Raw genomic sequence first — 14,384 nt, 5'->3', positions numbered from 1 at the left:
AAACTATGAGCCTGTTTATGAGCCTAGTCGGAATGGTTGCACTGATCGCAATCGCAGTACTACTATCTGACAACCGCAAAGCTATTAATCTAAGAACAGTGGGTGGCGCTTTCGCTATCCAATTCGCACTTGGTGCATTCGTACTTTACATCCCTTGGGGTCGTGATCTACTTGCAGGTTTCTCTGCTGGTGTAGCAAACGTGATCGACTACGGTAAAGACGGTACTGGTTTCCTATTCGGCAGCCTAGTTAACTTTTCAGTTGACGGTATCGGTTTCATCTTTGCTTTCCAAGTACTACCAACTCTGATTTTCTTCTCTGCACTTATCTCTGTACTTTACTACATTGGTGTTATGCAAATTGTAATCAAAGTTCTTGGTGGTGGTCTTCAGAAAGCTCTAGGTACTTCTCGCGCCGAGTCTATGTCTGCAGCAGCAAACATCTTCGTTGGTCAAACTGAAGCACCTCTAGTTGTTCGTCCATTTGTTCCTAAAATGACTAACTCTGAACTATTCGCAGTAATGTGTGGTGGTTTGGCTTCTGTAGCTGGTGGTGTACTAGCAGGTTACGCATCTATGGGTGTACCTCTAGAGTACCTAGTTGCAGCGTCATTCATGGCAGCACCTGGTGGTCTACTATTCGCTAAAATCATCAAGCCTGAAACTGATACGCCAGACGACAACATCGCTGACGAAATGGACGGTGGCGATGACAAACCAGCTAACGTTATCGACGCAGCAGCAGGTGGCGCATCAGTTGGTCTACAACTAGCACTTAACGTTGGTGCAATGCTACTAGCATTCATCGGTCTAATTGCTCTAATCAACGGTATCCTAGGTGGCATCGGTGGTTGGTTCGGTATGGAAAACCTAACTCTAGAACTTCTTCTAGGTTGGATCTTCGCACCGCTAGCATTCATCATTGGTGTTCCATGGGAAGAAGCAACTATCGCTGGTTCTTTCATTGGTCAGAAGACAGTTGTTAACGAATTCGTTGCATACCTAAACTTCGTACCATACGTTGGTGAAAACGCTCAAGTTGTTGCAGCAACTGGTCAAGTGATGTCTGAGAAGACTCAAGCTATCATCGCATTCGCACTATGTGGTTTCGCAAACCTTTCTTCAATTGCGATTCTTCTAGGTGGTCTAGGTGGTATTGCACCAAGCCGTCGTCACGACATCGCACGTATGGGTGTTAAAGCGGTAATTGCTGGTACTCTATCTAACCTGATGGCAGCAACAATTGCTGGCTTCTTCCTGTCTTTCTAATTAGTTAGAAATCGATATATAGACGCCATAATAATATCGCCCCGTAGCAAGAAATTGCTGCGGGGCTTTTTTGTTTTTAGGCCTAGTGATTCTTTGGCATAAGCATCAGCTTGAAGTCGATTAATGGGTCTAGAATGTTTTTTTGAGATACAAACCGTTTGCGTTCTAAGGAGCACTACAATTTATTGATGGATACCTATAATGTATAAGCTAAAGGGATAGGATGTCTCTGTTGGCAAGAAAGTAACCTCGAAATCAACTCGAACGTTATTCTTCTGGGATTAAGCCAAAATTAGCGATACGCTATAGATGTTAGACACAACATGACTGATTTGTTGTGCCATAGACCAAACTGGTACTGTGCGGTGACAAGGATTGCAATTGGTAGCGAAAGTTATCAAGTCTTCAGGGAACCAAGTCCGTTCATTTGTGGCTACTGAGCATTACTAAAATATCCATCTATACTGGATGGAGGGCGAAGTAGTTAACTATTTGAATATATTGATCGGAGATAGAAATGAGCGATTTAAAAGCAGCAGCTCTACGTGCACTTAAACTTATGGACCTAACTACGCTAAATGACGACGACACGACTGAAAAAGTAGTGGCGCTTTGTCATGATGCGAAGACTGCAGTAGGCAACACCGCTGCAATCTGTATTTACCCTCGCTTTATCCCAGCAGCTAAGAAAGCGTTGCGTGAGCAAGGTACTCCAGAAGTACGCATTGCGACTGTAACTAACTTCCCTCATGGTAATGACGACATCGAAATTGCTGTTGCAGAAACAAAAGCAGCGGTAGCGTACGGCGCAGACGAAGTTGACGTAGTATTCCCATACCGTGCTCTTATTGCTGGCAACGAAGAAGTTGGCTTTGAGCTAGTTAAACAGTGTAAAGCAGCTTGTGGTGACATCACGCTTAAAGTGATCATCGAAACAGGTGAACTGAAAGAAGAAGCACTGATCAAGAAAGCTTCTCAAATCTGTATCGAAGCAGGTGCAGACTTCATCAAAACTTCAACAGGTAAAGTGCCAGTAAACGCGACTCCAGAGTTCGCGCGCATGATGCTTGAAGTTATTCGTGACATGGGCGTTGCTAAAACAGTTGGTTTCAAACCAGCTGGTGGCGTACGTACTGCTGAAGATGCAGCACTATACCTAGCAATGGCTGATGAGCTACTAGGCGCTGAGTGGGCAGACAACATGCACTACCGTTTTGGTGCTTCAAGCCTACTAACTAACCTTCTTAATACATTAGAAGTGACAGACCAAACTGCTGATCCAGCAGCATACTAATTTACCCGTCATATTTGACGTAGCAGCGTTGTTGCCTGCGCAAGTTCCTCCTAATCACATAGAGCTTCTATGCTCATAGGAATGAACTTGCTGGCCGCCTAGCTGCAACGCCAACTATATAGGGTGTAACAATATTTAGTCTGTTTGATGGAGTGGCGTTAAGTCACTCCACATTACCTCTTTCCCTACAAACCATACTCACTAGAGTTTGGGAGGCACTAATGTATCTACCTCAAGAAATTATTCGCAGAAAACGTGACGGTGAAGTCCTAACAGCTGAAGAAATTAACTTCTTCATTCAAGGTGTTGCTAAAAACACGGTTTCTGAAGGCCAAATTGCCGCATTCGCAATGGCTATCTTTTTTAATGAAATGACGATGCCAGAACGTATCGCACTAACGTGTGCAATGCGTGATTCAGGCATGGTGATTGACTGGAGCCACATGAACTTTGATGGCCCAATCGTTGATAAACACTCTACTGGTGGTGTTGGCGACGTTACTTCTCTGATGCTTGGCCCTATGGTGGCAGCATGTGGCGGTTTCGTTCCAATGATCTCTGGTCGTGGTTTAGGCCACACTGGCGGTACGCTTGACAAGCTGGAATCTATTCCTGGTTACAACATTACACCAACCAACGATGTGTTCGGTGAAGTAACGAAAGATGCTGGCGTGGCGATCATCGGTCAAACAGGTGATCTAGCTCCTGCTGACAAGCGTGTTTACGCAACTCGTGATATCACAGCAACAGTCGACAACATCTCGCTGATCACGGCTTCAATCCTATCTAAGAAACTGGCCGCTGGCCTTGATTCTCTAGTGATGGACGTAAAAGTAGGTTCAGGCGCATTCATGCCGACTTATGAAGCCTCTGAAGAGTTAGCAAAATCTATCGTTGCAGTAGCAAACGGTGCGGGCACGAAAACAACGGCAATCCTAACGGACATGAACCAAGTACTGGCTTCTTCAGCGGGTAACGCAGTAGAAGTTCGTGAAGCGGTTCAGTTCCTAACGGGTGAATACCGTAACCCACGCTTGTTAGAGATCACTCTAGCATCGTGTGCTGAAATGCTGGTGCTGGGTAACCTAGCTAAAGATTCAGACGAAGCGCGCGAAAAACTGATGGCAGTACTAGACAACGGTAAAGCAGCAGAGTGCTTCGGTAAGATGGTAGCGGGCCTTGATGGTCCAGCTGATTTCGTAACGAACTACGATAACTACCTAGAAAAAGCAGACATTATTAAGCCAGTGTACGCGCTAGAAAGCGGTGTGGTATCAGCAATGGATACTCGTGCAATTGGTATGGCTGTGGTTGGTATGGGCGGCGGTCGTCGCGTAGCAACTGACAGCATTGATTACGCAGTCGGTTTTGATCACTTCATTCGCCTAGGTGAAGTAGCAAGTGAAGATAAGCCATTAGCAATGATTCATGCTCGCAACGAACAACAGTGGCAAGAAGCTGCAACAGCATTACAAAATGCAATCACTGTGGGCGGAGAATATACAGCAACGCCAGACGTTTACCGTCAGATTCGTTCTGAAGACGTGTAAATAACAGATATCGGTATGCCTCGCGTATACCGATGAACAGAGTTCTGGTGCAAAGAGCAATAAGTTGGTGAAGAAAATGAAAAGAGCATTTATTTTAGTTTTAGATTCATTCGGTATCGGTGAAACAGCGGATGCGGACAAATTTGGTGATGTAGGTTCTGACACTATGGGCCACATCGCAGATCATTGTGACCAAGGTCTTGCAGACAATGCAGATCGTAAAGGTTCACTGACGTTGCCAAACCTGTCTAAGCTAGGTCTAGCGATGGCTCATAAAGAGTCTACAGGTCGTTTTGCTCCTGGTATGGATGCAGACGCTGAGATCATTGGCGCTTACGGTCACGCTGCTGAGCTGTCTTCTGGTAAAGACACGCCATCAGGTCACTGGGAAATAGCAGGTGTTCCTGTACTGTTTGACTGGGGCTACTTCACCGACAAAGAGAACAGCTTTCCAAAAGAACTGACTGACCGCATCCTTGAGCGTGCAGGCCTGTCTGGTTTCTTAGGTAACTGCCACTCATCTGGCACGGAAATCCTAGATAACCTAGGTGAAGAGCACATGAAGACTGGCCTGCCTATCTTCTATACTTCTGCAGACTCTGTTTTCCAGATCGCTTGTCACGAAGAGACATTCGGCCTACAAAACCTGTTAGACCTTTGTCAGATTGCTCGTGAAGAGCTAGAAGACTACAACATTGGTCGTGTTATCGCTCGTCCGTTCATTGGCCCAGGTAAAGGTCAATTCGAACGTACTGGTAACCGTCGTGACCTTTCTGTTGAGCCACCTGCAGCCACCATTCTTCAGAAGTTGGTTGATGAGAAGGGCGGTAACGTTCACTCAATCGGTAAGATCTCTGATATCTACGCGGGTTGTGGCATCACTCAGAAAACCAAAGCAACAGGTATCCCTGCGCTATTTGAAGCAACCAAAGAAGCGATCAATGAAGCGGGCGACAACACTATCGTGTTCACTAACTTCGTTGATTTCGACTCAGCTTATGGCCACCGCCGTGATGTTGCTGGTTACGCAGCGGCACTTGAGTACTTCGATGGTCGCATCAATGAAATCGTCGATATGATGAAAGAAGATGATGTGCTTATTCTAACGGCTGACCACGGTTGTGATCCGACATGGCCAGGTACAGACCATACTCGTGAGCACATCCCTGTGATTGTTTACGGTCAGAAGGTTCCAGCCGGTTCTTTAGGCCGTCGCGATACGTTCGCTGATATCGGTCAGAGCTTAGCGTCATACTTTGGTACATCGCCAATGGGACACGGTACAAGCTTTCTATAATAGTTAACGAAGAGAGAGGGAAACCTCTCTCTTCTTTTTTTGTTTTGAGATTAAGGATATTTTCAATGGCTACTCCACATATTAATGCTGAAATGGGTGATTTCGCTGACGTAGTTTTAATGCCAGGCGATCCGCTACGTGCTAAATACATCGCTGAAACCTTCTTAGAAGAAGTGGTTCAAGTGTGCGACGTTCGCAACATGTTTGGTTACACCGGTACTTACAAAGGTCGTAAGGTTTCGGTAATGGGACACGGTATGGGCATTCCATCTTGTTCTATTTACGCGACTGAGCTGATCAAAGACTTTGGTGTGAAGAAGATCATTCGTGTGGGCAGTTGTGGTGCAGTGAGCGAAGATATCAAAGTGCGTGATGTGGTGATCGGCATGGGCGCATGTACTGACTCTAAAGTGAACCGTATTCGCTTTAAAGATCATGACTTTGCGGCTATTGCGGATTACAAAATGGTGCGCGCGGCAGAAGATGCAGCCAAAGCTCTCGGTGTCGGCGTAAAAGTCGGTAACCTGTTCTCGGCTGAGTTGTTCTACACGCCAGATCCAGAGATGTTCGAAGTAATGGACAAATACGGCATTGTTGGCGTAGAGATGGAAGCAGCTGGCATCTATGGTGTATGTGCTGAATACGGCGCAAAAGCTCTAACGATTTGTACTGTTTCTGACCACATCAAGACTGGTGAGCAAACGACATCAGATGAACGTCAAACGACTTTCAACGACATGATGGTTATCGCACTGGACTCTGTTTTGCTTGGTGACCAAGAATAATATTGATTTGTCTTAGCTTGATAAGTTAACAGATAACAAAAAGCCCCGTTGCTGCCTGAGCGTCGGGGCTTTTTATTGGATTGCGATATTTATTCTCAATCTAGTGTCTTTATTGTAAGTCTAGTGTGTTTATGAGCTTACATTCTTCAACAGTAAGTTCTCACCAGACTTAGTCGGTCTTCTGCGAATCAGCATGATGAACAACACGCCACTCACAAACCCCATCAACACCATACCGATCATGTAGCGATCACTTTTACGGTAGTGGTGATCAGAAATCGCCGTCATCTTACCGGTTTCAAAAGTCACTCGAATAAAGCCGATGATCGTCTTCTCTGGTGAATAAATAGGTTCAACTAATTGTTGTCTGCCGATACTTGCTGTTGAAAGTGGCGTATCTAAGCCAAGAACCTCACGTACCGAGAGGGCTTTTTCGCTCGAAGCCAGTCGAATACCTTCTGCATCATAGATGGTGGTATCGAACACCAATCGGTCTTGAGATAGCTGGTTAGTCAGATCAAGCAATCGCTCTTGGTCTTGTTGCGTGATCATCTTGCTGGCTGAAAGTGATGCCTGAGAGATAAGCAGCTTGGTAAGAGTTTCCAACTGTTTTGCTTGGATCTTCTCGTTACCTTTACTGATCACGACCGTATTTTTAATCGTTACAACGAACATGGTAGCCAACAAAATGAGGGCTAGCATTCGTAAAGCGTTACGTATTGAGAACAATGATTCATTCATGTTTCACGAAGCCTGAAATAAACAAATGTTATGATTAAGACATATTGAGACTTGCGTTTTCAAATTGCAATAGGTTAACGTTTAGCATAGTTAATTAGGAATCATACACATGGACGCTCAGAAATATCTGCCGATAAAAAGGCATACGACATTATTAACTCGACTCCCCGAGACTCGTTTCGCTTCTCAACTCGCTAAATCCAAGGCCAATTGGATTGTGTTTGGTGAGTACTTATCTCCACAATCTTTCGATGACATCGACTTTTTCACTGGCACTTACAACACCATCCTCGATACGTGGAAGGTTGGGCATTATGAAGTGGCTTTGATGTCAGGCAATCTAACACCAGCACACGAAGAAATCCTCCAAGCGCTAAAGCTTGATTATGCTTGCCTTAGCGAGGTCCCAGACTTATCTAAGCCAGGTTTGATCGTGATGGATATGGATTCTACAGCGATTCAAATTGAATGCATTGATGAGATTGCTAAGCTAGCTGGAGTGGGTGAGTTAGTCTCTGAAATCACAGAAAGAGCAATGCAAGGCGAGCTCGACTTTGAACAGAGTCTGCGCCAACGAGTAGGAGCACTGAAAGGTGCGGATGAGTCGATATTAGAGCAAGTGCGTCAGTCTTTGCCATTCATGCCAGACTTGGTCGGGCTGGTGAATACTCTGAATAAGCTTGGCTGGAAAACAGCGATTGCATCAGGCGGGTTTACTTACTTCTCTGACTACCTGAAAGATACCCTTGCTCTTGACCACGCTCAGTCAAACACGCTTGAGATCGTCAATGGTAAGTTGACGGGGGAAGTCTTAGGCGATGTTGTTTCGGCGCAGACCAAAGCGGATATCTTGGTAGAGTTGGCTGAAGAGTACGAATTGGAACTGCATAATACCGTTGCCGTTGGTGATGGTGCCAATGACTTGGTGATGATGGGCTCTGCAGGTTTAGGCATTGCCTACCACGCAAAACCAAAAGTAGAGCAGCAAGCTCAAACTGCTGTGCGTTACGCAGGTTTAGGCGGGGTGCTGTGCATCTTGTCGGGTGTATTGGCTAAGCAGCAGAAGATCAGCTGGCAAGCGAAACCTTAGGGGGGCTCCCTAAGTGCTATTGGCTATGTATCTTATTTAGCAATAGTGGCTCAGATACAAAAAAAGCAGGCTATCAGCCTGCTTTTTCTATTTTCATGCTTAAGTTAAGACGCCACTCGAAGCTAGCGTGTTAGCTCCAATCGAATCAGCACTTCATCGGTAATGTCTTCTATCTCGCCATAACCGATAAACGCCGTCACCTCATTCTCTAGCTTCTTAGCTTGATGCATACTGATGCGTGAAAGCTCTTCTAAATCCGACTGGAATAAACTTGTTAGCGGATTAAAGATAGGTGCCGTGGTGACTCGCAATACATACACATCACCTAAGTGCTGCGCTTTCTTAATGAATAAGATGCGTTCCTTTGCTGAGGCGAAGTCTTTGACCAACTTGGTGTGTACCGACTGGATCTTATCGCCAAACTTAACCGCAGCAATATACACGTCATGATGCTTCGGTTCTGCACCTTCAATTCTTTTCAGTGGCTCAGCCAACAGTGAGTTGGTGTGACCCTTAAAGATGGGTTCCAGTGAGAACTTTTGGTTATGACCAAGTTTAGCAAGTAACGTTAGATGCTTATTCAGTGGGAAATTCACACCAATGATCTTACAGCGCAGTGTTGAACTTGGCTTATCAATGAATATTGGGTTGCTGACCATCTTGCTCAACAAAATGTTGTGCAGAGATTCGAGTAGTGAATGCGTTGGCAGTATCTCTTGCTTCTTTATCAGCTTACTTTGGTTTTGGTCGATAAGCCCATTAAGGAAAGCGATGGTACGCATTGTCTTGGCGTTCTCGGCAATAACCAACTGCACATTGCGGCCATTCGGACTTACTCGAATCACGTGGTAAGGCACGGTGCTCAGTGGCAGGTTCTTGTCATAGAGCTGCAGTTCATTGAAGTTCACTAATACCGGATCATTAATCTTGAGTACCATTGGGTGCTCAAGGCTAATGCTCAGTCCACGCTTCGAGATATCTAAGGTGTGTCCGTTCGCCGCTGCGCCATCTTCTGATGTAAGTTGCAACGGTGACTTAAATTGGTATCTCGGCTCTTTACGACGAGTCTGAGAGTCAAAGTAGATGCTTTGAATATTACCGACGACAGTGCGCGGGTGACGGAAGCGGTTCAATTCACTGCTTGGGATACGTGGTTTTTCACTCAGAAGATAATCAGCCGCACTTTCGTGATCGCCGATCTCTTGCAAGATTCCGCAATGCGTCAGTTGAGCTGAGCTTTGAGCCAGCGTCTCCGAGTGCTTAGCTAATGCTTGTCGTTCTGTGTCTGACAGTTCGAAAACCGAGAACTTGAACGCCTTCCAACTTTTACGTTTACCACCGATGTGCCAGAACAGCTGTCTTTGTTCACGAGAGGCTTCAGGCAGCATCATTGAATAGAACAAGGTCTTGTTTTGGTGTTCATGGGTAAAAGAGTAGATAACGTTACTGGTTCCCTTCACTCCTGGTTTTGCCAGCAGGTTCATACGTTGCTCGTTGAACAGGGTGCCCAGCGCTTGTTGATTACGCTCGTCGTGCCAGTATTGCCATAACGGATGGTTGTTATCCGTCAGTAGGGCAAGCTTGAGTTCGCTGCCGCTGAAAAACAGGGGAAGGTTACAAGTATGCTTTAGATAGGTGTGTTCGATTCCTCGAGTACGAGTTCGAATGATCCTATCTTGATTTTCATGGCTGGTTTTCTTGCTGGTGCTATTTAAAGACTCATCGAGTAAGCGAGCCACAATATTGTTGTCGCTTATCTTGATGGTTCTTAGAAATTTGACCGCGTTGTTCTCATAAGATTCGTCGATACCTAAAACACGAAATTCAACCGCTTGGTTAACATCGTTTTCTTGGGACTTTTCGATAAGCTCTGAGAACTTAACACTGATGATCTCGCCGAGGTTGTATCGAAAGGCACTCGGTACCTTGAACTTTGCACCCGACGGGGAGATATCAACCGTAACACCGTGTAGGCTTTGCCCTTTCGATGTGGTGATCTCGACCTGCGAGCTAATCTTGAGTCTGTTCTCTTGGCGTTTTAAGTCGTAACCTAGGTTAATAGCTTCCGCTTCGTACGGGCTATTGGCGCTAGTAATGTCGTGGTTACCTTGAGAAGATGTTTTAACAACGCTCAGAGGCTGAGTTCGCGGAGTCATTACTAACTCCCATGCGCCTTCTGTGTAACCTTTAAACTTTTTCGTACCACGTTGATATGCGTTTAACGCGATGTCATCGAGCCAGTGCTTACGGCCGTCTAACGTGAACTGACGACATTCATTATCAATGCGCCCACGTAAATCAATGCTCTTTGTACACGGAGCCATGATACGATTCAGTTCCATTTTAACCAGCAGTTTTAGAGACGGAGATTCGCCTTCTGTCATTTGAGAAAGAAGGAATTCGAAATCTTCGGCGTGGTAGGCCGGGATAAGACGTTCTGCTACAGATAGAATTTCAGATTGCTGCATACTTTTCTTGTTAGAATGGACGGTGCATTTATGTTATCGACTAGTTTAAATCGATCTTTAAGTATAAGTGGTATGACTGCAACGTTTATTTTCACCCGTACGGTCAAATAAGTCACAAATTGACAACATCATTGTGTAACTGAGTAAATTATTGAGGTTTTATGGCTAAGGCAAAACGAGCTTATGTGTGTAATGACTGTGGTGCTGACTTTCCACGTTGGCAGGGGCAGTGCAACGCATGTGGTGCTTGGAACACGATTACAGAAGTTAGGTTAGCCGCTTCACCTCAAGTAGCGCGCAATGAAAGATTATCTGGTTATGCAGGTGCAGTAACAGAATCGAGCGTTCAGACATTATCTGAAATTAATCTACAAGAAGTGCCACGCTTTAGTAGTGGCTTCAAAGAGCTCGACCGCGTACTCGGTGGTGGTGTTGTCCCTGGTGCTGCGATCCTGATTGGTGGTAACCCAGGCGCTGGTAAATCAACGCTGTTATTACAGACCATGTGTCAGCTCTCTTCTCAACTGCCGACTCTTTATGTAACCGGTGAAGAATCCTTACAACAGGTTGCAATGCGCGCCTCTCGACTCGGATTACCAAAAGAGCACCTAAAGATGCTCTCTGAAACTAACGTAGATAAGATCTGTCAGGTTGCTGAAAAAGAACAGCCAAAGATCATGGTTATCGACTCAATCCAAGTTATGCACGTTGCCGATGTTCAATCTTCACCGGGCAGTGTTGCTCAGGTTCGCGAATCGGCTACCGCATTAACGCGCTACGCAAAACAAAATAATGTTGCGGTGTTCTTAGTGGGGCACGTAACTAAAGACGGCACCTTAGCCGGACCAAAAGTGCTTGAACACATTATTGACTGTTCTGTTCTATTGGATGGCGGAACCGATAGCCGCTTTAGAACACTGCGCAGCCACAAAAACCGTTTTGGTGCGGTCAATGAGCTTGGCGTGTTTGCCATGACAGGCCAAGGACTAAAAGAAGTTAGCAATCCATCTGCTATCTTCTTGTCTCGTGGTGAAGAAGAAACCTCGGGCAGTTCGGTGATGGTTGTGTGGGAAGGTACTCGTCCATTGCTTGTTGAAATTCAAGCGCTGGTGGATTATTCCCAGCTGGCTAACCCGCGTCGTGTCGCTGTCGGCCTAGAGCAAAACAGGCTTTCGTTGTTATTAGCGGTGCTGCATAAACACGGCGGCTTACAAATGGCTGACCAAGATGTGTTTGTGAATGTCGTCGGTGGTGTTAAAGTAACCGAAACCAGTGCTGATCTTGCGTTGGTGATGGCTCTACTTTCAAGTTTCAGAGATCGCGCATTGCCAAAAGATGTGGTGGTATTTGGAGAAGTGGGCCTAGCGGGTGAGATTCGACCGGTACCAAGTGGGCAAGAGCGTCTTAATGAGGCATTTAAACACGGCTTCAAGAAAGCGATTGTACCGGCGGCTAACATGCCTAAAGGTGGTATTCCTGGAATGCAGATCCATGGCGTGAAAAAATTATCAGAAGCAATTAATGCTTTTGATGAGTTGTAATTGAGCTCACTTCAGCTACTCTATACAGCAGAAATTCAGTCTAACTTAAACGCCAATTGCGCTTTAGATTAGCACTAAACTAAACAATCATTTAGATTGTTTCTACAGATTGCCTTTTTCTATATGTTAGAAAAAGGCAAAGTTTTTTAGTCCCAAATGCATGCAAAGCTATCAGTCTTCACAGATTGTGATATACTCTGCGCGCATTTTATATCCTATTAACAGAGTAAGACAATGGCAGATTTATCGAAATACAGAAACATTGGTATTTTCGCGCACGTTGATGCGGGTAAAACAACTACCACTGAGCGTATCCTTAAGCTAACTGGTCAAATCCACAAGACTGGTGAAGTACATGATGGCGAATCAACTACTGACTTCATGGAACAGGAAGCTGAGCGCGGTATTACTATCCAATCAGCAGCTGTAAGCTGTTTCTGGAACGGTCACCGTCTAAACGTTATCGATACTCCTGGACACGTTGACTTCACAGTTGAAGTATACCGTTCTCTTAAAGTACTTGATGGCGGTATCGGTGTATTCTGTGGTTCTGGTGGTGTTGAACCTCAATCAGAAACTAACTGGCGCTACGCTAACGAATCAGAAGTATCTCGTCTGATCTTCGTTAACAAACTAGACCGTATGGGTGCAGATTTCTACAACGTTGTTGACCAAGTTAAAAACGTTCTAGGTGCTACTCCTCTAGTTATGGTTCTACCAATCGGCCGCGAAGATGAATTCGTGGGTGTTGTAGACCTTCTAAGCCGTAAAGCATACGTTTGGGATGACACTGGTCTTCCTGAAAACTACGAAATTCTAGATGTTCCTGCGGACATGGTAGATGACGTAGAGCAATACCGTGAAGAGCTAATCGAAACTGCTGTAGAGCAAGACGATGACCTAATGGAAGCTTACATGGAAGGTGAAGAGCCTTCTATCGAAGACGTTAAGCGTTGTATCCGTAAAGGTACTCGTGACCTAGCATTCTTCCCAACTTTCTGTGGTTCTGCATTCAAGAACAAGGGCGTACAAATCGTTCTTGACGCTGTTGTAGATTACCTACCTTCTCCAACTGAAGTTGATCCTCAACCTCTAATGGACGAAGCTGGCGAAGAAACTGGCGAACACGCTATCGTTTCTACAGATGAAACTTTCAAAGCGCTTGCATTCAAAATCATGGATGACCGTTTTGGTGCTCTAACTTTCGTTCGTATTTACTCTGGTAAACTGAACAAAGGTGACACGATTCTTAACTCATTCACTGGCAAAACAGAACGTGTTGGCCGTATGGTTGAGATGCAAGCTGATGACCGTAACGAACTAACTAGCGCACAAGCTGGTGACATCATTGCGATCGTTGGTATGAAGAACGTGCAAACTGGTCACACTCTATGTGATCCTAAGCACCAAGTAACGCTTGAGCCAATGGTATTCCCAACTCCAGTAATCTCAATCGCTGTATCTCCAAAAGATAAAGGCGGTTCTGAGAAAATGGGTATCGCGATCGGTAAAATGGTTGCAGAAGATCCATCTTTCCAAGTTGAGACTGACGAAGAGACTGGCGAAACTATCCTGAAAGGTATGGGTGAACTTCACCTAGACATCAAGGTAGATATCCTTAAGCGTACATACGGCGTTGACCTAACTGTAGGTGCTCCTCAAGTTGCTTACCGTGAAACTATCACTCAAGCAATTGAAGATAGCTACACGCACAAGAAGCAATCTGGCGGTTCTGGTCAATTCGGTAAGATCGATTACCGTATCAAACCAGGCGAAGCAGGTTCTGGCTTCAAGTTCAACTCTGTAGTTGTGGGCGGTAACGTTCCTAAAGAATTCTGGCCTGCAGTTGAGAAAGGCTTCGCATCTATGATGGAAAACGGCGTACTAGCTGGCTTCCCAACTCTAGACGTTGAAGTTGAACTTTTCGATGGTGGTTTCCACGCAGTCGATTCATCTGCAATCGCATTTGAAATCGCAGCGAAAGGCGCATTCCGTCAATCTATGCCTAAAGCTGGCGCGCAACTTCTTGAGCCTATCATGAACGTTGACGTGTTCACTCCAGACGATCACGTTGGTGATGTTATCGGTGACCTTAACCGTCGTCGTGGCATGATCAAAGATCAACAAGCTGGCGTTACTGGTGTTCGTATTAAAGCTGACGTACCTCTTTCTGAGATGTTCGGCTACATCGGTCACCTACGTACTATCACTTCTGGTCGTGGCCAATTCTCTATGGAATTCGCACAATACGCACCATGTCCAACTAACGTTGCTGACGAAGTGATTGCAAAAGTTAAAGCAGAAAAAGAAGCTGGTAAGTAATTAGCCCTTTTCTCAATTAGCTAAAAAA

Annotated in this window: 10 protein-coding genes; 8 read left to right on the top strand and 2 right to left on the bottom strand. The window is 45.4% G+C overall.

What is annotated here, in order from left to right; translation table 11 throughout:
* The first annotated feature begins 5 nt into the window (after positions 1-5).
* The 5 genes from IQQ51_RS16035 (at position 6) to deoD (ending at position 6,194) form a co-directional block, all read left to right on the top strand.
* Positions 6-1,268, top strand: a complete 1,263-nt coding sequence (locus IQQ51_RS16035; protein WP_017058833.1) for a NupC/NupG family nucleoside CNT transporter — start codon at positions 6-8, stop codon at positions 1,266-1,268.
* A gap of 517 nt (positions 1,269-1,785) precedes the next feature.
* Positions 1,786-2,562: a deoxyribose-phosphate aldolase gene (gene deoC, locus IQQ51_RS16030; RefSeq protein WP_048605645.1), complete on the top strand. Its 777-nt coding sequence runs from the start codon at positions 1,786-1,788 to the stop codon at positions 2,560-2,562.
* Positions 2,563-2,783: 221 nt separating this feature from the next.
* Entirely contained in the window at positions 2,784-4,112 is a 1,329-nt protein-coding gene (gene deoA / locus IQQ51_RS16025; protein ID WP_193841577.1) for a thymidine phosphorylase, read from the top strand.
* Positions 4,113-4,188: 76 nt separating this feature from the next.
* The gene (locus IQQ51_RS16020) at positions 4,189-5,409 is read left to right on the top strand and encodes a phosphopentomutase (protein WP_052878856.1); all 1,221 of its coding nucleotides are present in this window, start codon (positions 4,189-4,191) and stop codon (positions 5,407-5,409) included.
* 65 nt (positions 5,410-5,474) lie between these two features.
* A complete protein-coding gene (gene deoD / locus IQQ51_RS16015; RefSeq protein WP_017063285.1) occupies positions 5,475-6,194 on the top strand; it encodes a purine-nucleoside phosphorylase in 720 nt (239 codons plus the stop codon).
* 129 nt (positions 6,195-6,323) lie between these two features.
* Here deoD and IQQ51_RS16010 read toward each other — a convergent pair whose 3' ends face one another.
* Positions 6,324-6,935: a YtjB family periplasmic protein gene (locus IQQ51_RS16010; RefSeq protein WP_076655999.1), complete on the bottom strand. Its 612-nt coding sequence runs from the start codon at positions 6,933-6,935 to the stop codon at positions 6,324-6,326.
* 109 nt (positions 6,936-7,044) lie between these two features.
* Here IQQ51_RS16010 and serB point away from each other — a divergent pair, with 109 nt between their 5' ends.
* A complete protein-coding gene (gene serB, locus IQQ51_RS16005) occupies positions 7,045-8,025 on the top strand; it encodes a phosphoserine phosphatase (protein ID WP_193841576.1) in 981 nt (326 codons plus the stop codon).
* Between the two features lie 122 nt (positions 8,026-8,147).
* On the opposite strand, the gene IQQ51_RS16000 is transcribed toward serB, so the two are convergent.
* Complete coding sequence (locus tag IQQ51_RS16000; protein ID WP_193841575.1) at positions 8,148-10,493, bottom strand: PilZ domain-containing protein; 2,346 nt, start codon at positions 10,491-10,493, stop codon at positions 8,148-8,150.
* 161 nt (positions 10,494-10,654) lie between these two features.
* Between IQQ51_RS16000 and radA the strand changes: the two genes are divergently transcribed.
* Both radA and fusA read left to right on the top strand, forming a co-directional pair.
* A complete protein-coding gene (gene radA / locus IQQ51_RS15995) occupies positions 10,655-12,034 on the top strand; it encodes a DNA repair protein RadA (RefSeq protein ID WP_017058826.1) in 1,380 nt (459 codons plus the stop codon).
* A 234-nt stretch (positions 12,035-12,268) separates the two neighbouring features.
* Positions 12,269-14,356 carry an elongation factor G gene (gene fusA, locus IQQ51_RS15990; protein ID WP_048605637.1) on the top strand — a complete coding sequence of 696 codons (2,088 nt, stop codon included), beginning with the start codon at positions 12,269-12,271 and terminating at the stop codon, positions 14,354-14,356.
* Positions 14,357-14,384: the final 28 nt, after the last annotated feature.

This window comes from Vibrio sp. OPT18 (assembly GCF_015163615.1).
In the GTDB taxonomy this organism is placed as follows: Bacteria; Pseudomonadota; Gammaproteobacteria; order Enterobacterales; family Vibrionaceae; genus Vibrio; species Vibrio coralliirubri.
Note: the sequence above shows the minus strand (reverse complement) of the source record. Positions and strands in the feature narration are given on the sequence as shown.